The 26,272-nt window shown below is 62.7% G+C and carries 29 protein-coding genes; 18 read left to right on the top strand and 11 right to left on the bottom strand.

Annotated elements, in window-relative coordinates; translation table 11 throughout:
• Nucleotides 1–84 precede the first annotated feature (84 nt).
• A complete protein-coding gene (locus PSH86_RS28610; RefSeq protein ID WP_109752393.1) occupies nt 85–1,119 on the bottom strand; it encodes a type IV pilus twitching motility protein PilT in 1,035 nt (344 codons plus the stop codon).
• A gap of 56 nt (nt 1,120–1,175) precedes the next feature.
• On the opposite strand from PSH86_RS28610, the gene PSH86_RS28615 reads away from it, so the two are divergent.
• From PSH86_RS28615 to PSH86_RS28660, 10 genes are all read left to right on the top strand, one after another.
• A complete protein-coding gene (locus tag PSH86_RS28615) occupies nt 1,176–1,862 on the top strand; it encodes a YggS family pyridoxal phosphate-dependent enzyme (protein ID WP_109752395.1) in 687 nt (228 codons plus the stop codon).
• 35 nt (nt 1,863–1,897) lie between these two features.
• Nucleotides 1,898–2,716, top strand: coding sequence for a pyrroline-5-carboxylate reductase (proC, locus tag PSH86_RS28620; RefSeq protein WP_109752397.1), 819 nt, complete (start codon nt 1,898–1,900; stop codon nt 2,714–2,716).
• 10 nt (nt 2,717–2,726) lie between these two features.
• Nucleotides 2,727–3,317, top strand: coding sequence for a YggT family protein (locus PSH86_RS28625; RefSeq protein WP_109752399.1), 591 nt, complete (start codon nt 2,727–2,729; stop codon nt 3,315–3,317).
• Nucleotides 3,318–3,321: 4 nt separating this feature from the next.
• Complete coding sequence (locus PSH86_RS28630) at nt 3,322–3,612, top strand: DUF167 domain-containing protein (protein WP_116833661.1); 291 nt, start codon at nt 3,322–3,324, stop codon at nt 3,610–3,612.
• 217 nt (nt 3,613–3,829) lie between these two features.
• Entirely contained in the window at nt 3,830–4,969 is a 1,140-nt protein-coding gene (locus PSH86_RS28635) for a homoserine O-acetyltransferase (protein ID WP_109752403.1), read from the top strand.
• A 7-nt stretch (nt 4,970–4,976) separates the two neighbouring features.
• Nucleotides 4,977–5,597, top strand: coding sequence for a methionine biosynthesis protein MetW (metW, locus tag PSH86_RS28640; protein ID WP_109752405.1), 621 nt, complete (start codon nt 4,977–4,979; stop codon nt 5,595–5,597).
• A 25-nt stretch (nt 5,598–5,622) separates the two neighbouring features.
• The gene (locus PSH86_RS28645; RefSeq protein ID WP_176688968.1) at nt 5,623–6,057 is read left to right on the top strand and encodes a DUF4426 domain-containing protein; all 435 of its coding nucleotides are present in this window, start codon (nt 5,623–5,625) and stop codon (nt 6,055–6,057) included.
• On the top strand, nt 6,054–6,650 hold the full coding sequence (gene rdgB, locus PSH86_RS28650; protein ID WP_109752409.1) for an RdgB/HAM1 family non-canonical purine NTP pyrophosphatase: 597 nt from the start codon (nt 6,054–6,056) through the stop codon (nt 6,648–6,650). Before PSH86_RS28645 ends, rdgB begins: the two co-directional genes overlap by 4 nt.
• Entirely contained in the window at nt 6,647–7,846 is a 1,200-nt protein-coding gene (hemW, locus tag PSH86_RS28655; RefSeq protein ID WP_233459479.1) for a radical SAM family heme chaperone HemW, read from the top strand. The genes rdgB and hemW overlap by 4 nt, the downstream gene beginning before the upstream one ends.
• Before the next feature lie 18 nt (nt 7,847–7,864).
• Nucleotides 7,865–8,188: a DUF3392 domain-containing protein gene (locus tag PSH86_RS28660; protein ID WP_003177482.1), complete on the top strand. Its 324-nt coding sequence runs from the start codon at nt 7,865–7,867 to the stop codon at nt 8,186–8,188.
• A gap of 163 nt (nt 8,189–8,351) precedes the next feature.
• Here the strand turns inward: PSH86_RS28660 and trmB are convergent, their stop codons facing one another.
• The 4 genes from trmB to PSH86_RS28680 all read right to left on the bottom strand — a co-directional run bounded on the left by trmB (nt 8,352) and on the right by PSH86_RS28680 (nt 10,598).
• The gene (gene trmB / locus PSH86_RS28665; RefSeq protein ID WP_014340682.1) at nt 8,352–9,077 is read right to left on the bottom strand and encodes a tRNA (guanosine(46)-N7)-methyltransferase TrmB; all 726 of its coding nucleotides are present in this window, start codon (nt 9,075–9,077) and stop codon (nt 8,352–8,354) included.
• A gap of 9 nt (nt 9,078–9,086) precedes the next feature.
• Nucleotides 9,087–9,881: a thiazole synthase gene (locus PSH86_RS28670; protein WP_003177480.1), complete on the bottom strand. Its 795-nt coding sequence runs from the start codon at nt 9,879–9,881 to the stop codon at nt 9,087–9,089.
• A gap of 54 nt (nt 9,882–9,935) precedes the next feature.
• Complete coding sequence (gene thiS / locus PSH86_RS28675) at nt 9,936–10,136, bottom strand: sulfur carrier protein ThiS (protein WP_162893874.1); 201 nt, start codon at nt 10,134–10,136, stop codon at nt 9,936–9,938.
• A 90-nt stretch (nt 10,137–10,226) separates the two neighbouring features.
• Nucleotides 10,227–10,598, bottom strand: a complete 372-nt coding sequence (locus tag PSH86_RS28680; protein WP_109752415.1) for a DUF423 domain-containing protein — start codon at nt 10,596–10,598, stop codon at nt 10,227–10,229.
• Between the two features lie 73 nt (nt 10,599–10,671).
• Between PSH86_RS28680 and mtgA the strand changes: the two genes are divergently transcribed.
• On the top strand, nt 10,672–11,394 hold the full coding sequence (gene mtgA, locus PSH86_RS28685; RefSeq protein WP_305486543.1) for a monofunctional biosynthetic peptidoglycan transglycosylase: 723 nt from the start codon (nt 10,672–10,674) through the stop codon (nt 11,392–11,394).
• Between the two features lie 185 nt (nt 11,395–11,579).
• Here mtgA and rpoH read toward each other — a convergent pair whose 3' ends face one another.
• From rpoH to ftsY, 4 genes are all read right to left on the bottom strand, one after another.
• Nucleotides 11,580–12,434, bottom strand: a complete 855-nt coding sequence (rpoH, locus tag PSH86_RS28690) for an RNA polymerase sigma factor RpoH (protein WP_003177476.1) — start codon at nt 12,432–12,434, stop codon at nt 11,580–11,582.
• A gap of 111 nt (nt 12,435–12,545) precedes the next feature.
• Nucleotides 12,546–13,568 carry a permease-like cell division protein FtsX gene (gene ftsX, locus PSH86_RS28695; RefSeq protein ID WP_109752418.1) on the bottom strand — a complete coding sequence of 341 codons (1,023 nt, stop codon included), beginning with the start codon at nt 13,566–13,568 and terminating at the stop codon, nt 12,546–12,548.
• Complete coding sequence (gene ftsE / locus PSH86_RS28700; protein ID WP_003177474.1) at nt 13,565–14,236, bottom strand: cell division ATP-binding protein FtsE; 672 nt, start codon at nt 14,234–14,236, stop codon at nt 13,565–13,567. Before ftsE ends, ftsX begins: the two co-directional genes overlap by 4 nt.
• Complete coding sequence (gene ftsY / locus PSH86_RS28705) at nt 14,233–15,648, bottom strand: signal recognition particle-docking protein FtsY (protein ID WP_109752420.1); 1,416 nt, start codon at nt 15,646–15,648, stop codon at nt 14,233–14,235. The genes ftsE and ftsY overlap by 4 nt, the downstream gene beginning before the upstream one ends.
• Nucleotides 15,649–15,992: 344 nt before the next feature.
• Between ftsY and PSH86_RS28710 the strand changes: the two genes are divergently transcribed.
• Genes PSH86_RS28710 through PSH86_RS28725 form a run of 4 tightly spaced genes read left to right on the top strand, consistent with a single transcriptional unit; the run spans nt 15,993 to nt 20,472 of the window.
• A complete protein-coding gene (locus PSH86_RS28710; RefSeq protein WP_212801577.1) occupies nt 15,993–17,348 on the top strand; it encodes a pitrilysin family protein in 1,356 nt (451 codons plus the stop codon).
• Nucleotides 17,341–18,831, top strand: coding sequence for a pitrilysin family protein (locus PSH86_RS28715; protein ID WP_176688964.1), 1,491 nt, complete (start codon nt 17,341–17,343; stop codon nt 18,829–18,831). Before PSH86_RS28710 ends, PSH86_RS28715 begins: the two co-directional genes overlap by 8 nt.
• On the top strand, nt 18,831–19,442 hold the full coding sequence (gene rsmD, locus PSH86_RS28720) for a 16S rRNA (guanine(966)-N(2))-methyltransferase RsmD (RefSeq protein ID WP_116833669.1): 612 nt from the start codon (nt 18,831–18,833) through the stop codon (nt 19,440–19,442). Before PSH86_RS28715 ends, rsmD begins: the two co-directional genes overlap by 1 nt.
• A 31-nt stretch (nt 19,443–19,473) precedes the next feature.
• Nucleotides 19,474–20,472, top strand: coding sequence for a hydrolase (locus tag PSH86_RS28725; RefSeq protein WP_109752949.1), 999 nt, complete (start codon nt 19,474–19,476; stop codon nt 20,470–20,472).
• A gap of 274 nt (nt 20,473–20,746) precedes the next feature.
• Here the strand turns inward: PSH86_RS28725 and PSH86_RS28730 are convergent, their stop codons facing one another.
• Together PSH86_RS28730 and PSH86_RS28735 are read right to left on the bottom strand one after the other, a co-directional pair.
• Nucleotides 20,747–21,601: a sulfurtransferase gene (locus PSH86_RS28730; RefSeq protein ID WP_109752428.1), complete on the bottom strand. Its 855-nt coding sequence runs from the start codon at nt 21,599–21,601 to the stop codon at nt 20,747–20,749.
• 32 nt (nt 21,602–21,633) lie between these two features.
• Nucleotides 21,634–22,305: a TetR/AcrR family transcriptional regulator gene (locus tag PSH86_RS28735; protein WP_109752430.1), complete on the bottom strand. Its 672-nt coding sequence runs from the start codon at nt 22,303–22,305 to the stop codon at nt 21,634–21,636.
• Between the two features lie 148 nt (nt 22,306–22,453).
• Between PSH86_RS28735 and PSH86_RS28740 the strand changes: the two genes are divergently transcribed.
• From PSH86_RS28740 to PSH86_RS28750, 3 genes are all read left to right on the top strand, one after another.
• Complete coding sequence (locus PSH86_RS28740) at nt 22,454–23,884, top strand: coniferyl aldehyde dehydrogenase (RefSeq protein WP_305486553.1); 1,431 nt, start codon at nt 22,454–22,456, stop codon at nt 23,882–23,884.
• Between the two features lie 27 nt (nt 23,885–23,911).
• Nucleotides 23,912–24,457, top strand: a complete 546-nt coding sequence (locus tag PSH86_RS28745; RefSeq protein ID WP_109752434.1) for a twin-arginine translocation pathway signal protein — start codon at nt 23,912–23,914, stop codon at nt 24,455–24,457.
• A gap of 150 nt (nt 24,458–24,607) precedes the next feature.
• Nucleotides 24,608–26,203, top strand: a complete 1,596-nt coding sequence (locus tag PSH86_RS28750; protein ID WP_305486556.1) for a GMC family oxidoreductase — start codon at nt 24,608–24,610, stop codon at nt 26,201–26,203.
• Nucleotides 26,204–26,272: the final 69 nt, after the last annotated feature.

Here is a 26,272-nt window from a genome sequence, read left to right on the forward strand (position 1 = left end):
ACAGAGATCATTGGTCAGTTTGGGGCGGCTGCGCCACCCAGCGGGAGCAAGCTCCCTCGCCACAGGGCTACACCACCTCCCCCGCTAGAAATTATCCGGCGAACGCGCCCGTTCCCGCGCATGTTCGCGGCTGATCAAGCCTTTGTTCACCAAATCCTTCAAACACATATCCAGCGTCTGCATCCCCAGTGAACCACCGGTCTGGATGGCCGAGTACATCTGCGCCACCTTGTCCTCGCGGATCAGGTTCCGGATGGCCGAGGTGCCCAGCATGATTTCATGCGCCGCGATCCGGCCGCCGCCGATCTTCTTGACCAGCGTCTGGGAAATCACCGCCTGCAACGATTCCGACAACATCGAGCGAACCATGGACTTCTCGTCACCGGGGAACACGTCCACCACTCGGTCAATGGTCTTGGCCGCCGATGTGGTGTGCAGTGTGCCGAACACCAGATGCCCGGTTTCCGCGGCGGTCAGCGCCAGGCGGATGGTCTCCAGGTCACGCATCTCCCCTACCAGGATCACGTCCGGATCCTCCCGCAGGGCCGATCGCAGGGCCGTGGAGAACCCCTGAGTGTCGCGGTGCACCTCGCGCTGGTTGATCAGGCATTTGCGCGGTTCGTGAACGAACTCGATAGGGTCTTCAATGGTGAGGATGTGATGGTGCTTGTGGCTGTTCAAATGGTCGATCATGGCCGCCAGGGTGGTGGACTTGCCCGAACCGGTCGGCCCGGTCACCAACACCAGCCCGCGCGGCGCCTCGGTCACTTTGCGAAACACCTCGCCCATCCCCAGGTCTTCCATGGTCAGGACTTTCGACGGAATGGTCCGGAATACCGCCCCCGCGCCGCGATTCTGGTTGAAGGCGTTGACCCGGAACCGCGCCACACCCGGCACGTCGAAGGAAAAGTCGGTCTCCAGAAACTTTTCGTAATCTACTCGTTGCCGGTCGTTCATGATGTCGTAGATCAGTTCATGGACCTGCTTGTGGTCCAGCGCCGGCAGGTTGATGCGCCGCACATCGCCATCGACGCGGATCATCGGCGGCAACCCGGCGGACAGGTGCAGGTCCGACGCCCCCTGTTTGGCGCTGAACGCCAGCAGTTCAGTGATATCCATAGCGCTCCTCAATTCCAGTAGAATGCCGCGAACCTCAGACCCGCTGGCGCTTCTTTATGTCCACGATAGCAGACAACATCGCTCAGGTTAGATCGCGTATCCGCGCTGCGGAGCAGGCCGCCCAACGTGCCGAACACAGTGTCCAGCTGCTGGCCGTAAGCAAGACCAAGCCCGCCCAGGCCCTGCGCGAAGCTTATGCCGCGGGCCTGCGGGACTTCGGCGAGAATTATCTGCAAGAGGCCCTGGGCAAACAGGTCGAACTGACCGACCTGCCCTTGATCTGGCACTTCATCGGCCCCATTCAATCGAACAAGACGCGTGCTATCGCCGAACACTTCGACTGGGTGCATTCCGTGGATCGCTTGAAAATTGCACAGCGCCTGTCCGAGCAACGCCCGGCCGAGTTGCCGCCGCTGAACATCTGCATCCAGGTCAATGTCAGCGGTGAAGCCAGCAAGTCCGGCTGCACCCCGGCAGACCTGCCCGCCCTGGCCAGCGCCATCAGCGCCTTGCCGCGCTTGAAGCTGCGTGGGCTGATGGCGATTCCCGAGCCCACCGAAGAGCGCGCCGCCCAGGACGCAGCCTTCGCCGCCGTTCAAAACTTGCAAACCAGCCTGGAGCTGCCGCTGGACACCCTTTCCATGGGCATGAGCCACGACCTTGAGTCGGCCATCGCCCAGGGCGCCACCTGGGTGCGCATCGGAACCGCCCTGTTCGGCGCCCGCGACTACGGTCAATCCTGAACCATGGCCGACTCATCTCTTTATAAGGACCTGTCATGAGCAACACGCGTATTGCCTTCATCGGCGCCGGCAACATGGCCGCCAGCCTGATCGGCGGCCTGCGGGCCAAGGGCCTGGACGCTTCCCTGATCCGCGCCAGCGATCCGGGTGAAGAGACCCGCAACCGAGTGAGCACCGAACACGGCATCGAAACCTTCGCCGACAACGCCCAGGCCGTCGACGGTGCGGACGTCGTCGTGCTGGCGGTCAAGCCACAGGCGATGAAAACCGTGTGCGAGGCCCTGCGCCCCAGCCTCAAGCCCCAGCAACTGGTGGTGTCGATTGCCGCTGGCATCACCTGCGCCAGTATGAACAACTGGCTCGGCGAACAGCCGATCGTACGCTGCATGCCCAACACCCCGGCGCTGCTGCGCCAGGGCGTCAGCGGCCTGTTCGCCACGGCCCAGGTGTCCACCGCACAACGGCAACAGGCCGAGGAGCTGCTGTCAGCCGTCGGCCTGGCGCTGTGGCTGGACACCGAACAGCAACTGGACGCCGTCACCGCCGTCTCCGGCTCGGGCCCGGCGTACTTCTTCCTGCTGATCGAAGCCATGACCGCCGCCGGCGAGAAACTCGGCCTGCCCCGGGATATCGCCGCGCAGCTGACCTTGCAGACCGCATTGGGGGCCGCGCACATGGCCGTGTCCAGCGACGTCGATGCGGCCGAGCTGCGCCGCCGCGTGACCTCGCCGGCCGGCACCACCGAAGCGGCCATCAAATCATTCCAGGCCGGGGGCTTCGAAGCCCTGGTGGAAAAAGCACTCGGCGCCGCCGCGCACCGCTCGGCCGAGATGGCCGAACAACTGGGCCAATAAGGAGCCATTCATGATTGGATTGAACACCGCAGCGGTCTATGTGCTGCAAACCCTCGGCAGCCTGTATCTGCTGATCGTGCTGATGCGTTTCGTACTGCAACTGGTGCGCGCCAACTTCTACAACCCGCTGTGCCAGTTCGTCGTCAAGGCTACCCAGCCGCTGCTCAAGCCTTTGCGCCGGATCATCCCCAGCCTGTTCGGCCTGGACATGTCGTCGCTGGTGCTGGCGATCCTCGTGCAACTGGCGCTGATGGCCCTGACCCTGCTGCTGACCTACGGCACCACCGGCAACCCGCTGCAACTGCTGATCTGGTCGATCATTGGCGTGACCGCGCTGTTCCTGAAGATTTTCTTCTTCGCCATGATCATCAGCGTGATCCTGTCGTGGGTCGCTCCGGGCAGCCACAATCCGGGCGCCGAGCTGGTCAACCAGATCTGCGAGCCGGCCCTGGCGCCGTTCCGTCGTATCGTGCCGAACCTTGGCGGCCTGGACATTTCGCCGATCCTGGCGTTCATGGTGCTCAAGCTGATCGACATGTTGGTGATCAACAACCTGGCAGCGATGACCATGATGCCGGAAATCCTGCGCCTGCTGATCTGACCCGGTGAGCTACTTTCGCTGGGACGGCGACGACCTGATCCTGGAATGTCACCTGCAACCGGCAGCCCGCAGCGATGACTTCGCCGGGCTGCACGGTGACCGCCTGAAGATCCGCCTCACCGCCCCGCCGGTCGAGGGCAAGGCCAATGCCTACCTGATGGCATTCCTGGCCAAGGCGTTTGGCGTGTCCAAGAGCCAGGTCAGCCTGATCAGCGGCGAATTGAACCGACAGAAGCGGGTGCGGATTCATTCGCCGAAGAAGCTGCCGGAGCTGCCAGGCCTGACACGGGCCTGATCGGTTAGCGCCGATCTTGTGGCGAGGGGACTTATCCCCGCTGGGCTATCCGTCGCCTCGGCGTGTCTGGCGGATCGCATTAGCTGTGTTGGGGCTGCTACGCAGCCCAACGGGGATAAATCCCCTCGCCACAGTTAAATCGCCCAGCCGCGCCTTTGCTTGCCGCCTGCCACAGCGGTCTTTAGACTTACGCCTCATTTCAACGCGAGCAGGGTCGATGCCAACTGCCTTTCCCCCCGATTCCGTTGGTCTGGTGACGCCGCAAATGGCGCATTTCAGCGAGCCCCTGGCCCTGGCCTGCGGCCGTTCGTTGCCGGCCTATGACCTGATCTACGAAACCTACGGCACCCTCAATGCCACGGCGAGCAATGCCGTGCTGATTTGCCACGCCTTGTCGGGGCATCACCACGCCGCCGGCTACCACAGCGTCGACGACCGCAAACCCGGCTGGTGGGACAGTTGCATCGGCCCGGGCAAGCCCATCGACACCAGCAAGTTCTTCGTAGTCAGCCTGAACAACCTCGGCGGCTGCAACGGCTCCACCGGCCCCAGCAGCCTCAACCCGGACACCGGCAAGCCCTTCGGCGCCGATTTTCCAGTGCTGACGGTGGAAGACTGGGTCCACAGCCAGGCGCGCCTGGCCGATCGCCTCGGCATCGCCCAGTGGGCAGCCGTGATCGGCGGCAGCCTGGGGGGCATGCAGGCCTTGCAGTGGACCATCACCTACCCGGACCGCGTGCGCCATTGCCTGGCAATCGCCTCGGCACCCAAGCTGTCGGCGCAGAACATCGCCTTCAACGAAGTGGCGCGCCAGGCGATCCTCACCGACCCTGAATTCCACGGCGGCTCGTTCCAGGAACACGGCGTGATCCCCAAGCGCGGGTTGATGCTGGCGCGGATGGTCGGGCACATCACCTACCTGTCCGACGACTCCATGGGCGAAAAATTCGGCCGTGGCCTCAAGAGCGAAAAGCTCAACTACGACTTCCACAGCGTCGAGTTCCAGGTCGAGAGCTACCTGCGCTATCAGGGTGAAGAGTTCTCCGGGCGCTTCGACGCCAACACCTACCTGTTGATGACCAAGGCACTGGACTACTTCGATCCGGCAGCGAACTTCGACGATAACCTGGCAAAAACCTTCGCCAATGCCACCGCCAAGTTCTGCGTGATGTCGTTCACCACTGACTGGCGCTTCTCCCCGGCGCGCTCCCGGGAGCTGGTGGACGCGCTGATGGCCGCGCGCAAGGACGTCTGCTACCTGGAAATCGACGCGCCCCAGGGCCACGACGCCTTTTTGATCCCGATCCCGCGCTACCTGCAGGCGTTCGGCAACTACATGAACCGTATAACGCTGTGAGGACGCCATGAGAGCCGATCTGGAAATCATCCAGGAATGGATCCCCGCCGGCAGCCGCGTGCTTGACCTGGGCTGCGGCAACGGCGAACTGCTGACCTGGCTGCGGGACAACAAGCAAGTCAGCGGCTACGGCCTGGAAAACGACCCGGACAACATCGCCGAGTGCGTCGCCAAGGGCATCAACGTCATCGAGCAGGACCTGGACAAGGGCCTGGGCAACTTCGCCAGCAACAGCTTCGACATCGTGGTCATGACCCAGGCCCTGCAAGCGGTGCACTACCCGGACAAGATCCTCGACGAAATGCTGCGGGTCGGGCGCCAGTGCATCATCACCTTCCCCAACTTCGGGCATTGGCGTTGCCGCTGGTACCTGGCGAGCAAGGGGCGCATGCCGGTCTCGGAGTTCCTGCCCTACACCTGGTACAACACGCCGAACATCCACTTCTGCACTTTCGCCGACTTCGAGGCGCTGTGCCGCGAACGCGAAGCCAAGGTCATCGATCGCCTGGCCGTGGACCAGCAGCACCGCCACGGGTGGGCCAGCAAGCTATGGCCTAATCTGTTAGGTGAGATAGGCATCTATAGGGTCAGTAGTCCGGGCCTTACCGATTACCAGGTCGCGGTGTGAGCCCCGGCCTCACCAGGAGCACGACATGAAACGTCTAGGGTTGTTTCTCATCACCGCTTGCCTGAGCGTTGGCGCCATGGCCGCCGACGTTATCAAAGGCGAGCGCAAGGAAGTGTTCGGTGATATCACCGTGCACTACAACACCTTCAACTCCACCTTCCTGACGCCGGAGATCGCCAAGAATGCCGAGCTGATCCGCAGCAAGCAACAGGGCGTGATCAACGTCTCGGTGCTCAAGGCCGGCGTGCCCTTGAGCGCCCAGGTCAGTGGCACGGTGAAAGACCTCACCAGCCAGAGCATCCCGCTGCAATTCAAGCAGGTGACCGAACAAGGCGCGATCTACTACATCGCCCAGTACCCGGTGCCCCAGCAGGAAACCCGCACCTTCGAGATCAAGGTGCAAACCGGCGACAAGATCAACACCATCAACTTCAACCAGGAACTGTTCCCGGGCCAATGATCAACTTCACCCAACTCGTACTGGCCAGCCACAACGCCGGCAAACTCAAGGAACTGCAGGCCATGCTCGGCGGCTCGGTGCAGTTGCGCTCGATTGGCGAGTTCAGCCAGGTGGAACCGGAAGAGACCGGTCTGTCGTTCGTCGAGAACGCCATCCTCAAGGCCCGCAATGCCGCCCGCATCTCGGGCCTGCCGGCGCTGGCCGACGATTCCGGGCTGGCAGTGGACTTCCTCGGCGGCGCGCCGGGCATTTATTCGGCCCGTTACGCGGACGGCAAAGGGGACGCGGCGAACAACGCCAAGCTGCTCGAAGCCCTCAAGGACGTGCCCGAAGCCGAGCGCGGCGCGCAGTTCGTGTGCGTGCTGGCCCTGGTGCGCCATGCCGATGACCCGTTGCCGATCCTCTGCGAAGGCTTGTGGCACGGGCGCATTCTCACCGAAGCCAGCGGCGAGCACGGTTTTGGCTATGACCCGTTGTTCTGGGTGCCGGAGCGTAATTGCTCCAGCGCCGAGCTGGGGCCGGTGGAAAAGAACCAACTGAGCCACCGCGCCCGCGCCATGGCCCTGCTGCGTCAACGCCTGGGCCTGCGATGATCGATGATGCTCCGGCACCGCTGATTCACGGCGGTGCACAAACGCCTCGGGCGCCGCTGCCGGTGCTGCCGCCCCTGGCGTTGTACGTGCACATCCCGTGGTGCGTGCGCAAATGTCCGTATTGCGACTTCAACTCCCACACCGCCAGCCCGCAATTGCCGGAAGAAGAGTACGTCGACGCCCTGCTGGCCGACCTCGACCAGGATCTGCATGCGGTCTATGGTCGACCGTTGAGCTCGATCTTTTTCGGTGGCGGCACCCCGAGCCTGTTCAGTGCCCAGGCCCTGGGCCGGTTGCTCAAGGGCGTCGAAGCACGCATTCCCTTCGCCCAGGACATTGAAATCACCCTGGAAGCCAATCCCGGCACCTTCGAGCAGGAAAAATTCGTCGCTTACCGGGCCTTGGGCATCAATCGCCTGTCCATCGGCATCCAGAGCTTCCAGCAGGCCAAGCTCGAGGCCTTGGGCCGGATCCACAACGGTGACGAGGCGGTGCGCGCCGCCGGCATGGCTCGCCAGGCCGGTTTCGACAACTTCAACCTCGACCTGATGCACGGCTTGCCCGACCAATCCCTCGACGACGCCTTGAGCGACCTGCGCCAGGCCATCGCCTTGAAGCCGACTCACCTGTCCTGGTACCAGTTGACGCTGGAGCCGAACACGGTGTTCTGGAACCAGCCGCCAACATTGCCCGAAGACGACACGTTGTGGGACATCCAGGAAGCCGGACAAGCCCTGCTGGCCGAGCACGGCTACGCCCAGTACGAAGTCTCGGCCTACGCCCAACCCGGTCGGGCGGCGCGGCATAACCTCAATTACTGGAGCTTCGGCGACTTCATTGGCATCGGCGCCGGCGCCCATGGCAAGCTCAGCCATCCGGACGGGCGCATCGTACGCACCTGGAAGACGCGCCTGCCCAAGGATTACCTCAACCCGGCCAAACGCTTCCTGGCGGGCGAGAAAACCCTGGCCAACGAAGAGCTGCCATTCGAGTTCCTGATGAACGCCCTGCGCTTGACCGCAGGCGTGGAATCGCGGCTGTACCCGGAGCGCACCGGGCTGCCCCTGCAAAGCCTGGCCGAAGGCCGGCGCGAGGCCGAACAAAGCGGGTTGTTGCAGGTCGAACCGGAACGTCTGGCAGCCACCGAGCGCGGACAGCTGTTTCTCAATGACTTGCTGCAGAAATTTCTGAGCTGATCAACACAAGGAAATCGAATGGATCTGGTACTCGACCTGCTGGCCACCGTGTCCCGCTGGAGCCGCAGCAACCTGTCAGAAATCTCCCTGGCATTGGTAGGCTGCCTGCTGGTGCTGTTTGGTGCCGACATCAAGGGCTGGGTCGAACAACGCCTGGGCAGCATCGCCGGCGCCTTGCGCGTTCCACTGATCGCCCTGCTGTGCATGATCGGCAGCGGCGCGGCACTGATCTACGCCACGCCATGGGTCGTCCGAGGTTTGAGCCAGTTCAACAACTACAGCCTGGCGCCGGTGTTGTTGGTGGTGCTGGTGTTGATTGGTGTCGTGGCGGATCGGCGCTGACCCCACAGACACCAGAAAACAAATGTGGGAGCGGGCTTCTGTGGGAGCAAAGCTTGCTCGCGATGCAGGCAACTCGGGGTTGAAGTGGGTACCGAGGTGCTGCTATCGCGGGCAAGCCTTGCTCCCACAAAGCCTTGCTCCCACAGTTTTTACCGCGTGATGCTTACGCCACCTTCTCGAACTTCAAATCCCAAACCCCATGCCCAAGCCGTTCACCACGGCGTTCAAACTTGGTGATCGGCCGTTCGGCCGGGCGTGGCACGCACTTGCCGTCTTCGGCCAGGTTGCGGTAGCCCGGGGCGACATTCATCACTTCCAGCATGTATTCGGCATAGGGTTCCCAGTCGGTGGCCATGTGCAGCACACCGCCGACCTTCAACTTGCTGCGCACCAGTTCAGCGAACGATGCCTGGACGATACGACGCTTGTGATGGCGACTCTTGTGCCATGGGTCCGGGAAGAACAGCATCAGCCGATCGAGGCTGTTGTCAGCCACGCAGCGGTTGAGCACTTCGATGGCGTCGCAATCGTAGACCCGCAGGTTGGTCAGCCCTTGGGTCAGCACGCCATTGAGCAGCGCACCGACGCCGGGGCGGTGGACTTCCACACCAATGAAATCCTGTTCAGGCGAAGCTGCGGCCATTTCCAGCAACGAATGGCCCATGCCGAAGCCGATTTCCAGCGAGCGCGGGGCCGAGCGGCCGAACACCTGGTCAAAATCCACCGGGGCATCGGCAAGCGGCAGGACAAACAGCGGCGCGCCCTGCTCCAGGCCGCGCTGCTGGCCCTCGGTCATGCGCCCGGCGCGCATCACAAAACTCTTGATGCGCCGGTGTTGGCGCTCTTCGCCTTCTTCCGGCAGGACCGGCGTGTCGTTCGATTCAGTCATCAATGGCTCTTACTTGATCAGACCATCCAGCGGCGAGGAGGCGCTGGCGTAGAGTTTTTTCGGCATGCGACCGGCCAGGTACGCCAGGCGCCCGGCGACAATCGCGTGTTTCATGGCTTCGGCCATCAGGATCGGTTGTTGGGCGTGGGCGATGGCGGAGTTCATCAGCACCGCTTCGCAACCCAGCTCCATGGCGATGGTGGCATCGGAAGCGGTACCGACACCGGCATCCACCAACACCGGGATCTTCGCTTCTTCAAGGATGATCTGCAGGTTGTACGGGTTGCAGATCCCCAGGCCCGTGCCGATCAGGCCGGCCAGCGGCATGACCGCGATGCAGCCGATTTCCGCCAGTTGACGGGCGATGATCGGGTCATCGCTGGTGTAGACCATCACGTCGAAACCTTCCTTGACCAGGGTTTCGGCGGCCTTGAGGGTCTCGATCACGTTGGGGAACAGGGTTTTCTGGTCCGCCAGCACTTCCAGTTTCACCAGGTTGTGGCCATCGAGCAGCTCACGGGCCAGGCGACAGGTGCGCACGGCCTCGATGGCGTCGAAGCAACCGGCGGTGTTCGGCAGGATGGTGTAGCGATCCGGCGGCAGGATATCCAGCAGGTTCGGTTCGCCCGGGTTCTGGCCGATGTTGGTGCGGCGCACGGCGACGGTTACGATTTCGGCGCCCGAGGCCTCGATAGCCAGGCGGGTTTCTTCCATGTCACGGTATTTGCCGGTGCCTACCAGCAAGCGCGACTGGTAGGTACGACCGGCCAGGACGAAGGGCTTGTCGCTACGAACGATGCTCATGGGAAATCCTCTGTTGGGGTGAGGTTCTTGCGAAATGCTGCGAAACCGAAGCGACTAGCCGCCGCCGATGGCATGGACCACTTCGACCGAATCGCCATCGTTCAACGTGGTTTCGGCGTGCTGGCTGCGCGGGACGATATCCAGATTGAGCTCCACCGCGACGCGACGTCCGGCAAGTTCCAGACGGGTCAGCAGGGCCGCGACGGTCTCACCGTCGGGCAGATCAAGGGGTTCGCCGTTCAACTGAATGCGCATGCCGGATGCCGCCATCATTTTTAGGGGCTGGCATTCTAGCCCGATCAGTCTGGGTGACCCAAGCCATTCGTCATGAAATGGACTGCCCGGTCAGCCCAGCCGCCAGGCGGCAAGCCCCAGGCACAGCCAGCCGATCAGGAACGCCACGCCGCCAAACGGCGTGATGATGCCCAGCTTGCTGATGCCTGTGAGGGTCAGCAGGTACAGGCTGCCGGAGAACAACAGGATGCCCACCACAAAGGAAACCCCGGCCCAGGTGACGATGCGCCCGGGGATGTGCGTGGCCAGCAGCGCGACACCCAGCAGGGCCAGGGTGTGCACCAGTTGATAGGTGACGCCCGTGTGGAAAATCGCCAGGTAATCGGCGCTCAGGCGATTTTTCAGGCCGTGAGCGGCAAACGCCCCCAGTGCCACGCCTGTGAAGCCGAAAAAAGCAGCCAGCATCAGAAAGCTACGCAGCATGAGAACTCCAATCAGACTCGGGGGACAGGGTCTGTATAATGGCCCGCTCGACGGGTTCGGCCAAGCCATCTCTATGCTGCGTTTATTGTTTCGACGATTCCTTAAAGCCCTGCTCTGGTTCGCCGTCGGCAGCGTTGTGCTCGTGCTGCTGTTTCGCGTGGTGCCGCCACCGTTCACCGCGCTGATGATCGAGCGCAAGGTCGAATCCTGGTTCGGTGGCGAACCGATTGACCTGCAACGCACCTGGCAGCCTTGGGACCGGATCTCCGATAGCCTGAAGGTCGCGGTGATTGCCGGTGAAGACCAGAAATTCCCCGAGCACTGGGGGTTCGACATCGGCGCGATCCAGGCCGCGTTCGCCCACAATGGGCGTGGCGGTTCGATTCGCGGTGCCAGCACCCTCAGCCAGCAAGTGTCCAAGAACCTGTTCCTGTGGTCGGGTCGCAGCTGGCTGCGCAAAGGGCTGGAGGCCTGGTTCACTGGGCTGATCGAAGTGTTCTGGCCCAAGCAGCGGATCCTCGAGGTGTACCTCAACAGCGTCGAGTGGGATGACGGTGTGTTCGGGGCTGAAGCCGCAGCGCGCCACCATTTCAGGGTCAGCGCCGACGGCTTGTCCCGCCAACAGGCCAGCCTGCTGGCGGCAGTCCTGCCGAATCCGCGCAAGTGGAGCGCCAGCCGGCCGAGCCCTTACGTGCTGCGGCGCGCGAGCTGGATTCGCCAGCAGATGAGCCAGTTGGGGGGCGACAGTTACTTACTGGAGCTCGATCATGCGCGCCGGGCGCCTTGGGCGCAGTAGCCGCACCTGTGGGAGCGAGCCTGCTCGCGATAGCGGTGTATCAGTCAACATTTACGCTGGCAGATCTATCGCCATCGCGAGCAGGCTCGCTCCCACAAGGGAACCGGGTTGAGTCCGAGAGTGAGCACACACAAAAACGCCCCGATCATCACTGATCGGGGCGTTTCTTATTGCACTACAGCAGGTCAAGCCGCAATCGATACCTTGAGCTTGTTCATCGCGCTTTTCTCAAGCTGGCGAATCCGCTCGGCCGATACGTTGTACTTCTGCGCCAGGTCGTGCAGCGTGGCTTTTTCCTCGGCCAGCCAACGCTGGTAAAGGATGTCGCGACTGCGTTCGTCCAGCACTTCCAGGGCTTCGTGCAGGTTGGTGTTGGAGTTGTCGCTCCAGTCGGCGTCTTCCAGTTGACGCGCCGGGTCGTACCGGTGGTCTTCCAGGTAGTTGGCCGGCGATTGGAAAGCGCTGTCGTCGTCCGCTTCGGCGGCCGGGTCGAAGGCCATGTCATGGCCGGTCAGGCGGCTTTCCATCTCGCGTACTTCCCGAGGCTCTACGCCCAGGCTTTCGGCTACACGGTGGACTTCTTCGTTGTTCAGCCAGGCCAGGCGTTTCTTCTGGCTGCGCAGGTTGAAGAACAGCTTGCGCTGGGCCTTGGTGGTCGCGACTTTCACGATGCGCCAGTTACGCAGGATGAACTCGTGGATTTCCGCCTTGATCCAGTGCACGGCAAACGACACCAGGCGCACACCCATTTCCGGGTTGAAACGCTTGACCGCCTTCATCAGGCCAACGTTGCCTTCCTGGATCAGGTCGGCCTGGGCCAGCCCGTAGCCGGAATAGCTGCGGGCGATATGTACGACAAAACGCAGGTGGGCGAGCACCATCTGCCGAGCCGCCTCAAGATCCTGCTCATAATAGAGACTCTCGGCCAGTTCACGCTCCTGCTCGGGCGTCAGCAAAGGAATGCTGTTCACCGTGTGCACATAAGCCTCCAGGTTCGCACCCGGGACCAGAGCATAAGCAGGTTGCAAAGAAGTGGTCATACGAAAAAACCTCCGACTCACATAACTCGTGCAGTTCAGCACTGCGAAAATTGACCGGGAACCATAGGACAAGTTCCCACAAAAACTGAAAGGTCAATACGCGCAAAAAACCTATTTTGGCGCAAGCTCACGCAAGTGGCGTGCTACCGCAATCCATGCACCGATATAACCCAACAGCACCGCGCCAAGCAAGAGCGACAGACCGTCGGCGACTGGCACTCCGGCCAGCGAAAAATCACTGCCGTACAAACCGGCCAGCCCCACTACCGCGTCATTCAGCCAATCCAGGCCGAACGCCAATACACCCCAGGACAGAATCCCGGCACCGAAGCCATACAACGCGCCCATATAAAGGAAGGGCCTGCGTACATAACTGTCCGTACCGCCGACGAGTTTAATCACTTCTATCTCGGTGCGGCGGTTTTCAATATGAAGACGAATGGTATTGCCTATCACCAAAAGTAATGCAGAAACCAGCAGCACCGTCAGACCGAAGACAAACCGGTCGCCGAGCTTGAGGATCGCCGCAAGACGCTCGACCCAGACTAGATCAAGTTGCGCCTGTTGTACCTTCGGCAACTCGGAAAGTCTTTGTCTTAATGCTTCAAGAGTCGACTTGTCGACCTCGTTCGGCGTCACCAGCACCACGCCCGGCAGCGGGTTCTCCGGCAGTTCCTTGAGGGCTTCGCCCAGGCCGGACTGCTGCTGGAATTCTTCAAGCGCCTGTTCGCGTCCGATGTATTCGGCATCGGCCACGCCCGGCATGGCCTTGATCTGCTCACGCAACGCCTGGCCTTCGCCGGGACTCGCGTCCATCTGCAGGTACAGGGAAATCTGCGCCGCACGCTGCCAGGAACCGCCCAGGCGCTCCACATTACTGAGCAATAATGACAGGCCCATGGGCAGGCTCAGGGCCACCGCCATCACCATGCAGGTAAAGAAGCTGCCAATGGGCTGCTTGCCCAGGCGCCGCAGGCTGTCCAGCAGGCTGGCGCGATGGCTTTCGATCCAGGCGCGCAGCAGCGTGGCGAAGTCCGGGCCGTCGTCATCGTCGCGTTTTTTCTTCTGCGGCTGCGGATCGGAAGCTTTCGGGGCTACGCGTTCGGCCACTTTCGGGCTGCGAGTCGCACTCATACGCCAGCCTCCCCGTCACCGATCAATCGACCGCGCTGCAAGGTAAGCATGCGGTGACGCATGCGCGCGATCAACGCCAGGTCGTGACTGGCGATCAGCACACTGGTGCCCAGGCGGTTGATGTCTTCGAATACGCCCATGATCTCCGCCGCCAGGCGCGGGTCGAGGTTACCGGTGGGTTCGTCCGCCAGCAGCAAGGCCGGCCGATGGACGATGGCGCGGGCGATGCCTACGCGCTGTTGCTGGCCGGTGGACAGGTCGCCCGGGTACAGGTCGGTCTTGTCCGACAGGGCCACACGCTCCAGGGCCGAGTCCACGCGCTTGATGATCTCGGCCTTGGACAGGCCCAGGATCTGCAATGGCAACGCCACGTTGTTGAACACGGTGCGATCGAACAGCAACTGGTGATTCTGGAATACCACGCCGATCTGCCGGCGCAGGTAGGGAATCTGGGCATTGCTGATGGTGCTCAGGTCCTGGCCGGCCAGCAGCAGTTTGCCGGTGGAGGGCCGCTCCATCGCCAGCAGCAGGCGCAGCAAGGTGCTTTTACCGGCGCCGGAATGGCCGGTGACAAACAGAAACTCGCCGCGACGGACCCGAAAGCTCAGCTCATGCAAGCCGACGTGACCGTTCGGATAGCGTTTACCGACCTGTTCGAAACGAATCATGAATGCTCCCGCTCGGCAAACAGCGCCTGGACAAAGGGCTCGGCTTCAAAAGTGCGCAAATCGTCGATGCCTTCACCCACGCCAATGTAGCGAATTGGCAGGCCAAACTGCTTGGCCAGGGCGAAAATGACCCCGCCCTTGGCGGTGCCGTCGAGTTTGGTCAGGGCCAACCCGGTCAGTTCGACAGTCTGGTTGAACTGCTTGGCCTGATTGATGGCGTTCTGGCCGGTACCGGCGTCCAGCACCAGCAACACTTCGTGGGGTGCGTCGGCGTCGAGCTTGCCGATCACCCGGCGAACCTTCTTCAGTTCCTCCATCAGGTTGTCTTTGGTGTGCAGGCGACCGGCCGTGTCGGCGATCAGCACATCGATGCCACGGGCCTTGGCCGCTTGCACGGCGTCGAAGATCACCGAAGCGGAGTCGGCGCCGGTGTGCTGGGCGATTACCGGGATCTTGTTGCGCTCGCCCCACACTTGCAGCTGTTCGACCGCGGCGGCGCGGAAGGTGTCGCCGGCGGCGAGCATGACTTTCTTGCCTTCGAGCTGCAGCTTCTTGGCCAGTTTGCCGATGGTGGTGGTCTTGCCGGCACCGTTGACGCCGACAACCAGGATCACGAACGGCTTGTTCTGCGAGGCAATCACCAGCGGCTTTTCCACCGGTTGAAGCAGGCTGGTCAGCTCACCTTGCAGGGACTTATACAGCGCATCGGCGTCGGTCAGCTGTTTACGCGCGACCTTCTGGGTCAGGCTCTGGATGATCACCGAGGTGGCCTCGACACCGACATCGGCGGTCAGCAGGCGGGTCTCGATGTCTTCGAGCAATTCGTCATCGATGACTTTCTTGCCCAGGAACAGGCTGGCCATGCCTTCGCCGATGCTGGCGCTGGTCTTGGACAGGCCCTGCTTGAGACGGGCGAAGAAGCCAACCTTGCTTTCCTCGGCAGCACGGACGGGCTCGGCTGGAGCAGGCGGTTGCGGCTCAGGCGCAGCGGGCGTAACCACAGGCACAATGGCTGCGACCGTCGGCTCGACGACTGGCGCCTCGACAGCCTGTGTCGGGGCCGGAATCGGCGGGGTGACGTGGGGGGCCTGCGCGTCTTCGACCAGCGCAACCGGCTCTTCGGCCACTGGCAAGGTCAGCCAGGGGGTGTGCCCGGCAGGCGGGGTGAGCGGCTGTTCGGTCACCGGTTCAGGCGCGAGTTCAGGTTCAGGCTCGACCGGTTGCAGCACCGGCTCGGCAATCGGCAGGACAATGGGCGCGGCCTCTTCGGCCACTGCCTCGGCGGCGGGCTCAGCCAGCGCTTGTGGCTGCTCGACGACGGTTTCCTGCGGCTTCTTGCGCAGCCATCCGAACAGGCCTTTTTTCTCGCCAGCCTCAGCTGGGGTCTTCTTGTCGTCGTTGGAACCAAACATGGAGGACGGCTATCTCACGGTAGCGACGCGCCACGAAGGCGCCTCGGTGATAAATATTCAATGCTGAACAGACTGCGTTTCATCCAGCTTGTTCACGCGCAACATTTTGTCGAAGCGTCCCGAGGACACCTCAAAGTCGATTTTTTCGAAGGACTGGTACGGCATCATCGGCGAAAACGCCGGGATCAACAGGCAATCCCGAGGCTTCTCCGAGGAACCCAAACAGCCAGGGGTCGATAAAAGACCCGATAGGCGTGGCCGCCAGTAAAACGGATCAGTATCCTAGCACCTCCTCGCCCGCTGAGGCTAAGGCCAAGCGGGCAACCCAACAGGTTTAAACACGAATGAATGCTCTTGCCCGCCGCGCCGCAGGCCTGCTGCTCAGCACAGTTTGTCTGCCCTTTTCAGCCTTGGCTGCCGACCCACAACCCACCCATGAATTCACCCTCGACAACGGCCTGAAAGTCGTCGTGCGCGAAGACCATCGCGCGCCGGTGGTGGTGTCCCAGGTCTGGTACAAGGTTGGTTCCAGCTACGAAACGCCAGGCCAGACCGGTTTGTCCCACGCCCTCGAGCACATGATGTTCAAGGGCAGTGAAAAAGTCGGCCCCGGCGAAGCGTCGCTGATCCTGCGCGACCTTGGTGCCGAAGAGAACGCCTTCACCAGCGATGACTTCACCGCCTACTACCAGGTGCTGGCCCGTGATCGCCTGGGCGTGGCCTTCGAACTGGAAGCCGACCGCATGGCCAGCCTGCGCCTGCCGCCGGAGGAGTTCAGCCGCGAGATCGAGGTAATCAAGGAAGAGCGCCGTATGCGCACCGACGACAAACCCATGTCCAAGGCCTACGAACGCTTCAAGGCCATGGCCTACCCGGCCAGCGGCTATCACACGCCGACCATCGGCTGGATGGCCGACCTGGACCGGATGACCGTCGAGGAGCTGCGCCACTGGTACGAATCCTGGTACACCCCGAACAACGCGACCCTGGTGGTGGTCGGCGACGTGACGCCAGACGAGGTCAAGTCCCTGGCCCAGCGTTATTTCGGCCCGATCGCCCGGCGCGCGGTGCCAGTGGCGAAAATCCCCCTGGAGCTGGCCGAACCCGGCGAGCGCCAGATCACCTTGCATGTGCAGACCCAACTCCCCAGCGTGATGCTGGCCTTCAATGTACCGAGCATCGCCACCGCGACAGACAAGGGTTCGGTCAACGCACTGCGGCTGATCTCGGCCCTGTTGGACGGCGGTTACAGCGGCCGCATCCCGACCCAACTGGAGCGCGGCGAAGAGCTGGTGTCCGGCGGCTCGTCAAGCTACGACGCCTTCACCCGCGGCGACTCGCTGTTCACGTTGTCGGCGACGCCCAACACGCAGAAAAACAAAACCCTCGCCCAGGCCGAAGCGGGCCTGTGGCGCTTGCTCGAGCAGTTGAAAACCACTGCCCCGACCGCCGACGAACTGGAACGCGTGCGCGCCCAGGTCATCGCTGGCCTGGTGTATGAACGCGACTCGATCACCAGCCAGGCCACCGCCATTGGCCAGTTGGAGACCGTCGGCCTGTCCTGGAAGCTGATGGACAGCGAACTCGCCGAACTGCAAAGCGTGACCCCACAAGACATCCAGAAGGCAGCCCAGTTGTATTTCACCCGCTCGCGCCTGAGCGTTGCGCATGTCCTGCCCGAGGAGAAAGCTCATGAGTGAGCGTCAATCATCGCGCCGGGTGCTGATCGGCCTGGTATCGATCGCCCTGGTCGGCGCGCTGGCCTTTTACCTGTCGCCTTCGAGCAGTTCCAACGCCAGCCAGGCATTGGACAAGGCCAAGTCCGGCAACAAACTGCAATCTTTGCTCGAACTGAACGACAAGGCGCCCAGTCGGCGCCAGCTCGATGTGCAAACCTGGAAAACCGCTGACGGCGCCAAGGTGCTGTTCGTCGAAGCCCGGGAGCTGCCAATGTTCGACCTGCGCCTGACCTTCGCCGCCGGCAGCAGCCAGGACGGCGACGCCCCCGGCCTCGCGCTGCTGACCAACGCCATGCTCAACGAAGGCGTGGCCGGCAAGGACGTCAGTGCCATTGCCCAAGGCTTCGAAAGCCTCGGCGCGGACTTCGGCAACGGCGCCTACCGGGACATGGCCGTGGCATCCCTGCGCAGCCTCAGCGCAGCCGACAAGCGTGAACCGGCGCTGAAGCTGTTCGCCGAAGTCGTCGGCAAGCCAACCTTCCCCGCCGACTCCTTCGCCCGAATCAAGAACCAGATGCTCGACGGTTTCGAATACCAGAAGCAGAACCCGGGCAAACTGGCCGGCCTGGAACTGATGAAGCGCCTGTATGGCGAGCATCCTTATGCCCACTCCAGCGATGGCACCGCCGACAGCATTCCCCCGATCACCCTGGCCCAGGCCCGGGCGTTCCACGCCAAGGCCTATGCCGCCGGCAACGCCGTGATTGCGCTGGTCGGGGATTTGTCCCGTGCCGAAGCCGAAACAGTGGCCAACCAGGTCTCCGCCGCACTGCCCAAAGGCCCGGCCCTGGCGAAAACCCCGCCACCGGTGGAGCCGAAGGCGAGCATCGGCCACATCGAATTCCCGTCCAAGCAGACCAACCTGATGCTCGCGCAGTTAGGCATCGACCGCGACGACCCGGACTATGCCGCAGTGTCCCTGGGCAACCAGATCCTCGGCGGCGGTGGTTTCGGCACGCGGCTGATGACCGAGGTGCGGGAAAAGCGCGGCCTGACCTACGGCGTGTACTCCGGTTTCACGGCGATGCAGGCCCGCGGCCCGTTCATGATCAACCTGCAGACCCGTGCCGAAATGAGCGAAGGCACCTTGAAACTGGTGCAGGACGTATTCGCCGACTACCTCAAGAACGGTCCCACCCAAAAAGAACTCGATGACGCCAAGCGTGAGTTGGCGGGCAGCTTCCCGCTGTCCACCGCCAGCAATGCCGACATCGTCGGCCAGCTCGGAGCCATGGGTTTCTATGATTTGCCGCTGAGCTACCTGGAAGACTTCATGCGCCAGTCCCAGGAACTGACGGTCGAGCAGGTCAAGGCCGCACTGAACAAGCACCTGAGCACCGACAAGATGGTCATCGTCACCGCTGGCCCGAGCGTGCCGCAAAAGCCGCTGCCGCCCCCCACTGACAAACCTGCCGAGCAGCCGCTCGGGGTTCCGGAGCACTAATGGCCCGTCCATCGAATTCAAGCAAGAAACCCGTGCACAACGGTGTGAACCAGTTGCGCATCATCGGCGGCGAATGGCGCAGCCGGCGCCTGAGTTTCCCGGACGCCCCGGGCCTGCGCCCCACTCCCGACCGCGTGCGGGAAACCCTGTTCAACTGGCTCGCCCCCTATGTGGCCGGTGCCCGGGTGCTCGACCCGTTCGCTGGCAGCGGCGCGCTGTTTCTCGAAGCGCTGTCCCGTGGCGCCGCCATGGGCCAGGCGCTGGACGCCAGCAACCTGGCAGTCTCCAGCCTGAAAGAACACCTGGGCACCCTGCGCTGTACCGTAGGCCAGGTGCAGACCGCCGACGCACTGCGCTACCTGGACAGCCAACCGGCGACGCCTTTCGACCTGGTGTTCCTGGACCCACCGTTCAACCAGAATCTGTTGCCGACGGTCTGCACCCTGCTCGAGGAACGTCAGTGGCTGGCCGACGATGCCTGGGTCTACACTGAAAGCGAGACTGCCCCGTCCACCCTGGGCTTGCCGGGCAATTGGCGCTTGCATCGCGAGCAGAAATCCGGACGGGTGTATTACGCGTTGTGGCAGCGTTTGGCAAAGGACATTGGCTGAACGGCTGACCAGTGCATCGAGAACAAGAATGATGTCCGCCGCATCCGAACGTTTCGTCCCCGCCCCGGGCCTTGGCAACCCGCACCTGCAAACCCTGTGGGGCCCGTTATGGCGCAAGACCACTCACATCGATCGCCAACGCGAGCGCCTGTGGCTGGAAGACGGTGATTTCCTCGACCTCGACTGGCACGGCCCCCACAGCGCCGAGGCACCACTGGTGCTGGTGCTGCACGGGCTGACCGGCTCTTCCAACTCACCTTACGTGGCCGGGTTGCAACAGGCCCTTGGCCGCCAGGGCTGGGCCAGTGCGGCCTTGAACTGGCGTGGCTGCTCGGGCGAACCGAACCTGCTGCCCCGCAGCTACCACTCGGGCGTCAGCGAAGACCTGGCCGCCGCCATCGCCCATTTGCGCACCCGACGGCCCTTGGCACCACTGTTTGCCGTGGGTTATTCATTGGGCGGCAATGTGTTGCTCAAGCACCTGGGGGAAACCGGCCGCGACAGCCAGTTGCAAGGAGCAGTGGCGGTCTCGGTACCGTTTCGCCTGGACCAGTGCGCCGATCGCATCGGCCAGGGATTTTCCAAGTTCTACCAGGCGCATTTCATGCGGCAGTTGGTGGCCTATGTGCGCAGCAAGCAACGCCAGTTCCAGCACGACGGACGCCACGAAGGCCTGGCGACCCTGGCGGCGCTCGGCCCGCTGGAGAACATGCGTACGTTCTGGGATTTTGACGGCCGAGTGACGGCGCCGCTGCACGGGTTCTCCGATGCGGCGGACTACTACCGTCGCGCCTCCAGCCGTTATTTCATGGCGGGGATCAGCACGCCGACCCTGGTCATCCAGGCCGCCGACGATCCTTTTGTATTCCCCCACAGCCTGCCCGAACCGGACGAGTTATCCGCCTCGACCCGGCTCGAACTTCACGCCCAGGGCGGGCATGTTGGGTTTGTCGACGGGACCCTGCGGCGCCCGGCGTACTATCTGGAGCGGCGGATTCCCGATTGGCTGGCCAGCCTGGGGCGTGGCTGACCATGGCAAGATTTACAGCCCAAACAAATCCCTTGTGGGAGCGAGCTCGCTCGCGATAGCAATGGATCAGCGGCATTGATGTTGACTGATCCACCGCATCGCGAGCAGGCTCGCTCCCACAATTTTTTCCGGGGTGTTCGCGAAATGGGTGTTCACCAAGAATCCCCTGTGGGAGCGAGCCTGCTCGCGATAGCGGTGGATCAGCGACATTGAGGTTGACTGACATACCGTCATCGCGAGCAGGCTCGCTCCCACAGGTGTTTGGGGTGTGAGCTTATTCGCCCGTCGCCACGCCCCGCTGGGGATCGTTGATCCATTCACTCCACGAGCCAGCGTACAGTTTCCCCAAGGGATACCCTGCCAGGCACAAGGCAAACAGGTTATGACACGCCGTCACGCCGGAGCCGCAATAGGCCACCAGCTCGGTGGGCGAGCGCTCACCCAGTTTTTCGGCGAAGCGCTGCTTGAGCTGGTCGGCCGGCAAGAAGCGGCCATCGGCGCCCAGGTTGTCGGTGAACGCAGCGCACTGGGCGCCCGGGATATGTCCAGCCACCGGGTCGATCGGCTCGACTTCACCTTTGAAACGCGGCAGCGCCCGGGCATCGAGCAGGGTCATTTCCGATTGGCCGAGGCGTTGTTGCAGTGCTTGGGCACTGAGTAGCAGGCTCGCATCCGGCGCACCGCTGAGATTCCCGCGATGGTTCTGCGGCGGATCCAGGCTCAAAGGCAAGCCGGCGGCGTGCCAGGCCTTGAGCCCGCCATCGAGGATGTACACGCCATCGCGCTTGCCCAGCCACACCAGCAACCACCAGGCCCGCGCGGCATAGGCACCGGGACCGTCGTCATACAGCACGACATCGCTATCGTTATCGATCCCCCAGGCCTTGAATCGCTCTATCAAGGCCCCGGGCTCCGGCAGCGGATGACGCCCGGTCACGCCTTTAGTCACCGACCCGCTCAGGTCGCGCTCAAGGTCCGCGAACGACGCACCGGCAATGTGCCCCTCGGCATAACTGCGCTGACCGTAATCCGGGTCTTCCAGGGCAAAACGGCAATCGAGGATGACCAGCCCGGGCTGTGATCGCCGCTGTTCGAGGGCTTGAGGACTGATGAGTTGCGCAATGGGCATGGTGAGCTCCTGTGGCTAAGTCGGGATCGGTCCTACTGCCCTTCCTCCAGGGTCTGGGCCAGGGGGACGTAGAATTCTTTGAACAGCGCATCCACCGCGTCGCGCGCCTGGTCGGTCACGAAACCGGCTTCCAGCACCAGGACCTGATAGACGCCGCGCTTGATGGCCTGCTCACTCAGGTGGCTGAAATTTTCCCGCGTGGTGCACAGAAACCGCACCCAGGATGTGAGGATGATCCAGGCATTGAGGGTCAGGGACTCGATCTGCACCCGGTCCATCTTCAGGATGCCGGCGGCAACGAAGCCTTCATAGATAGCGGTACCGTGGATCAGGCTGCGCTGGGAAAACCGTCGATAGCGCGCCGCGAGGTCCGGATCACTGTCGAGCAAATGCTCCAGGTCCCGGTGCAGGAAACGATAGCGCCACATGGCCGACAGCAGCTCCTGCAGGTAGAAACGCTTGTCCTCCACCGTGGCCGCACGGCCCTGGGGCGGGCGCAGGAAACTGTCCACCAGGTTCTCGTATTCACTGAACAACACGGCAATGATCGCCTGCTTGTTGGGGAAGTGGTAGTAGAGGTTGCCTGGGGACATGTCCATGTGGGCGGCGATGTGGTTGGTGCTGACGCTGCGCTCGCCCTGCTGGTTGAACAGCTCGAGGCTGTTTTGCACGATGCGCTCGCTGGTTTTCATTCGTGGGGCCATGGTTTGGGCTTTAATTCGACGAAGGCATTGATCGGCATCTTACGACCTATCGGTCACAGGAAAAACCCACAGCCGTCACGGATGCCATTGACTTTCTAGAGTATAAGCTCTAGAAAACACCCACTCTAATAATATCCGGTGCCCGACGATGCCCGCCGACATTGCCTACCTGCACGAGTCTCAACAACAACTGGACGAGCTGCGGTCGCTCTTCGATGCCCAGCGCCAGGCCTATGCCGCCCATCCGATGCCACCGGCCGAACAGCGCCGACAATGGCTCAAGGCTTTGCGCGAGGTGTTGAGCAACGAACGCCAAGCCTTGATCGATGCCATCAGCCAGGACTTCAGCCACCGCAGCGCCGACGAAACACTGCTGGCCGAGCTGATGCCGAGCCTGCATGGCATCCATTACGCCAGCCGGCATCTCCGGGGTTGGATGAAGCCCTCCCGGCGCAAGGTCGGCATGGCCTTCCAACCGGCGTCAGCCAAGGTGGTGTATCAGCCGTTGGGTGTGGTCGGGGTCATCGTGCCGTGGAACTACCCGCTGTTCCTGGCCATCGGGCCGCTGGTAGGGGCGTTGGCGGCGGGCAACCGGGTGATGCTCAAGCTCAGCGAGTCGACACCGGCGACCGGCCTGCTGCTCAAGCAATTGCTGGCCCGGGTGTTCCCCCAGGACCTGGTATGCGTGGTGCTTGGCGAGGCCGAGATCGGCATGGCGTTTTCCAAGCTGCCCTTCGACCACCTGTTGTTCACCGGTGCCACCAGCATCGGTAAGCATGTCATGCGCGCCGCTGCCGAAAACCTGACCCCGGTCACCCTCGAGCTGGGTGGGAAATCTCCGGCCATCGTGTCGGTCGATGTACCTCTCAAGGACGCCGCCGAACGCATCGCCTTCGGCAAGACCCTGAATGCCGGGCAAACCTGTGTCGCCCCGGATTACGTGCTGGTGCCACAGAGCCGCGTCGGCGAATTCGTCGAGGCCTATCGCAAGGCGGTTCGCGGGTTTTATCCGACCCTGACGGACAACCCGGACTACACCGCAATCATCAACGAACGACAGCTGGCGCGGCTCAACGGCTACATCAGCGACGCCACCAGCAAGGGCGCGCTGCTGATCGAGCTGTTCGAGCAAGGCCAAGGGCGGCGCATGGCCCACAGTCTGTTGCTCAACGTCAGCGACGACATGACCGTGATGCAGGATGAAATCTTCGGCCCGCTGCTGCCCATCGTGCCCTATGAACATCTGGACCAGGCGTTCGCCTACATCAATCAGCGACCTCGCCCGCTGGCGCTCTATTACTTCGGCTACAACAAGGCCGAACAGCATCGCGTGCTCCACGAAACCCATTCCGGCGGTGTCTGCCTGAACGACACGCTGCTGCACGTCGCCCAGGACGACATGCCGTTCGGCGGCATCGGCCCCTCGGGAATGGGGCATTACCACGGGCATGAGGGCTTCCTGACCTTCAGCAAGGACAAGGGTGTGCTGACCAAGCAGCGATTCAACGCGGCGAAGCTGATTTATCCACCCTACGGCAAGCCTTTGCAGAAACTGATCCAGAAGCTGTTTGTCCGCTGACGCGTCTCTTCCCGGGTAATAACAATAATGAACCCAAGCCTCATCGATACACCCACGCTGTCACGACGCGGCCTGCTGAAATTCAGCCTCGGCGCCAGCGCCTTCCTGACCACTGTCGGCCTGGGCGCCAGCCTGAGCGGTTGTTCGCCAAGCCAACCGGCCAACGGCCTGACGGTCCTGCGCGACAGCGACCTGCCATTTTTACGCAGCATCATCCCCGTGCTGCTGGACGGCGCAGTGGCCGTCGGACAAATCCCAACCGCCACTGACGCGACCCTGCGAAGCCTGGACAGCGGCCTGGCTCACTTGTCCCCCGCGATGCTCAAGCTCACGCACCAGCTGTTCGACGTGCTCACGCTGGGCATCACCCGCGGGCCACTGACCGGGGTCTGGGTTTCGTGGGAAAACGCCAGCAGCGACGCCATCCGCCAGTTCCTCGGGCGGTGGGAAAACAGTTCGCTGGACCTGCTGCGCCAAGGCCACAGTTCGTTGCTGCAACTGGTAATGATGGCCTGGTACAGCCGCCCCGAGGCCTGGGCGCATTGCGGGTATCCAGGGCCGCCAACGGTCTGAAAGCCAGACCAGGCCCCTGTGGGAGCGGGCTTGCTCGCGAATGCGGTTGTACATTCAACATTTATGCAAGCTGACACACCGCCTTCGCGAGCAAGCCCGCTCCCACAGGGTTCGTCATCGTCAACTCATAACAATAAGAGAGCCCCGAACATGCCCGTACCCGATCCCTTCCGCGAAGGCCTGGCCCGTGGCTGGACCACCTACAACGGCGCGCAGTTGACCCAGGACCTGAGCCTGGAAGCGGACGTGGCAATCGTCGGTAGCGGTGCCGGTGGCGGCACCACGGCGGAAATCCTCAGCGCCGCCGGCTACCGGGTATTGCTGATCGAGGAAGGTCCACTCAAGACCAGCCATGACTTCAAGCTGCTCGAAGACCAGGCCTATGGCAGCCTGTATCAGGAAGGCCTCGGGCGCATGAGCAAGGACGGTGCCATCACCATTCTCCAGGGCCGTGCCGTCGGTGGCACGACGCTGATCAATTGGACCTCCAGCTTCCGCACGCCCGACCAGACCCTCGACCACTGGGCTGCCGAGCACAACGTCAAGGGCCACGGCCCCGCCGAGATGGCGCCCTGGTTCGAGCAGATGGAACAACGCCTGGGCGTGGCACCGTGGCTTGTTCCGCCCAACGCCAACAACGACGTGATCCGCAAAGGCTGTGAACAATTGGGCTACGCCTGGCACGTCATTCCGCGCAACGTACGCGGTTGCTGGAACCTGGGCTATTGCGGCATGGGCTGCCCGACCAACGCCAAGCAGTCGATGCTGGTCACCACCATCCCGGCCACGCTGGACAAGGGTGGCGCGCTGCTTTACCTGGCGCGGGCCGAGCGCCTGACGATCAAAAACGATGCCGTCATCGGCCTCGAATGCCAAGCCATGGACGAACGTTGCGTGGCGCCGACGGGACGGCGCATCACCGTCAAGGCCCGGCATTACGTGCTGGCGGGCGGCGGCATCAACAGCCCGGGCCTGCTGTTGCGCTCCGATGCGCCGGACCCGCATGAACGCTTGGGCAAGCGCACTTTCCTGCATTTGGTGAACATGTCCGCGGGGCAATTCGACGAGGTCATCAACCCGTTCTACGGTGCGCCACAATCGATTTATTCGGATCATTTCCAATGGCAGGACGGAACCACCGGCAAAATGTCCTACAAGCTCGAAGTCCCGCCCTTGCACCCGGCCCTCGCCGCCACATTACTGGGCGGGTACGGCCCCGAGAACGCCTTGCACATGTCCCGACTGCCCCATACCCACGCCATGCTGGCGCTGTTGCGTGACGGTTTTCACCCGGACAGCCCCGGCGGCAACGTCGAATTGCGCAGCGATGGCACGCCTGTGCTCGACTACTCCGTTTCACCGTATGCCTGGGATGGCTTGCGTCGGGCCTTCCATAGCATGGCCGAGATCCAGTTTGCCGGCGGCGCCAAAGCCGTCATGCCCGTGCACAGCGATGCTCGCTACATAAAGACCCTGGCCGAAGCCCGCACGCTGATCGACGGGCTCGACCTGGTCTTGTACCGCACGCGCCTGGGCAGTGCCCACGTGATGGGTGGCTGCGCCATGGGGGAAGACCCGCAAAGCGCCGTCGCCGACAGCCTGGGCCGCCATCACCAACTGGCCAACCTGTCGATCCATGACGGCTCGTTGTTCCCCACCAGCATCGGCGCCAACCCACAATTATCGGTGTACGGGCTGACCGCGCAATTGGCGACGGCCCTGGCCGAACGCCTGAAAAACCCATGACTATCCAGATTATTCGCAGCGTCTATAGTGCTTTCTTACGCAACAGCCGACTTGGCCGACCGAGAAGGC

Source organism: Pseudomonas sp. FP2300, from assembly GCF_030687595.1.
Taxonomy (GTDB): Bacteria; Pseudomonadota; Gammaproteobacteria; order Pseudomonadales; family Pseudomonadaceae; genus Aquipseudomonas; species Aquipseudomonas bijieensis.

Bases quoted from the DNA above. Each gene is read 5' to 3' on its own strand.
- rsmD (WP_116833669.1), top strand. From the start codon at position 18,831: ATGGCCCGTCCATCGAATTCAAGCAAGAAACCCGTGCACAACGGTGTG.
- PSH86_RS28740 (WP_305486553.1), top strand. From the start codon at position 22,454: ATGCCCGCCGACATTGCCTACCTGCACGAGTCTCAACAACAACTGGAC.
- PSH86_RS28645 (WP_176688968.1), top strand. From the start codon at position 5,623: ATGAAACGTCTAGGGTTGTTTCTCATCACCGCTTGCCTGAGCGTTGGC.
- PSH86_RS28660 (WP_003177482.1), top strand. From the start codon at position 7,865: ATGGATCTGGTACTCGACCTGCTGGCCACCGTGTCCCGCTGGAGCCGC.
- ftsY (WP_109752420.1), bottom strand. From the start codon at position 15,648: ATGTTTGGTTCCAACGACGACAAGAAGACCCCAGCTGAGGCTGGCGAG.
- proC (WP_109752397.1), top strand. From the start codon at position 1,898: ATGAGCAACACGCGTATTGCCTTCATCGGCGCCGGCAACATGGCCGCC.
- thiS (WP_162893874.1), bottom strand. From the start codon at position 10,136: ATGCGCATTCAGTTGAACGGCGAACCCCTTGATCTGCCCGACGGTGAG.
- hemW (WP_233459479.1), top strand. From the start codon at position 6,647: ATGATCGATGATGCTCCGGCACCGCTGATTCACGGCGGTGCACAAACG.
- rpoH (WP_003177476.1), bottom strand. From the start codon at position 12,434: ATGACCACTTCTTTGCAACCTGCTTATGCTCTGGTCCCGGGTGCGAAC.
- PSH86_RS28745 (WP_109752434.1), top strand. From the start codon at position 23,912: ATGAACCCAAGCCTCATCGATACACCCACGCTGTCACGACGCGGCCTG.
- ftsE (WP_003177474.1), bottom strand. From the start codon at position 14,236: ATGATTCGTTTCGAACAGGTCGGTAAACGCTATCCGAACGGTCACGTC.
- ftsX (WP_109752418.1), bottom strand. From the start codon at position 13,568: ATGAGTGCGACTCGCAGCCCGAAAGTGGCCGAACGCGTAGCCCCGAAA.
- PSH86_RS28710 (WP_212801577.1), top strand. From the start codon at position 15,993: ATGAATGCTCTTGCCCGCCGCGCCGCAGGCCTGCTGCTCAGCACAGTT.
- PSH86_RS28735 (WP_109752430.1), bottom strand. From the start codon at position 22,305: ATGGCCCCACGAATGAAAACCAGCGAGCGCATCGTGCAAAACAGCCTC.
- PSH86_RS28625 (WP_109752399.1), top strand. From the start codon at position 2,727: ATGATTGGATTGAACACCGCAGCGGTCTATGTGCTGCAAACCCTCGGC.
- PSH86_RS28610 (WP_109752393.1), bottom strand. From the start codon at position 1,119: ATGGATATCACTGAACTGCTGGCGTTCAGCGCCAAACAGGGGGCGTCG.
- PSH86_RS28730 (WP_109752428.1), bottom strand. From the start codon at position 21,601: ATGCCCATTGCGCAACTCATCAGTCCTCAAGCCCTCGAACAGCGGCGA.
- rdgB (WP_109752409.1), top strand. From the start codon at position 6,054: ATGATCAACTTCACCCAACTCGTACTGGCCAGCCACAACGCCGGCAAA.
- mtgA (WP_305486543.1), top strand. From the start codon at position 10,672: ATGCTGCGTTTATTGTTTCGACGATTCCTTAAAGCCCTGCTCTGGTTC.
- PSH86_RS28725 (WP_109752949.1), top strand. From the start codon at position 19,474: ATGTCCGCCGCATCCGAACGTTTCGTCCCCGCCCCGGGCCTTGGCAAC.
- PSH86_RS28680 (WP_109752415.1), bottom strand. From the start codon at position 10,598: ATGCTGCGTAGCTTTCTGATGCTGGCTGCTTTTTTCGGCTTCACAGGC.
- PSH86_RS28615 (WP_109752395.1), top strand. From the start codon at position 1,176: ATGTCCACGATAGCAGACAACATCGCTCAGGTTAGATCGCGTATCCGC.
- PSH86_RS28635 (WP_109752403.1), top strand. From the start codon at position 3,830: ATGCCAACTGCCTTTCCCCCCGATTCCGTTGGTCTGGTGACGCCGCAA.
- metW (WP_109752405.1), top strand. From the start codon at position 4,977: ATGAGAGCCGATCTGGAAATCATCCAGGAATGGATCCCCGCCGGCAGC.
- PSH86_RS28715 (WP_176688964.1), top strand. From the start codon at position 17,341: ATGAGTGAGCGTCAATCATCGCGCCGGGTGCTGATCGGCCTGGTATCG.
- trmB (WP_014340682.1), bottom strand. From the start codon at position 9,077: ATGACTGAATCGAACGACACGCCGGTCCTGCCGGAAGAAGGCGAAGAG.
- PSH86_RS28750 (WP_305486556.1), top strand. From the start codon at position 24,608: ATGCCCGTACCCGATCCCTTCCGCGAAGGCCTGGCCCGTGGCTGGACC.
- PSH86_RS28670 (WP_003177480.1), bottom strand. From the start codon at position 9,881: ATGAGCATCGTTCGTAGCGACAAGCCCTTCGTCCTGGCCGGTCGTACC.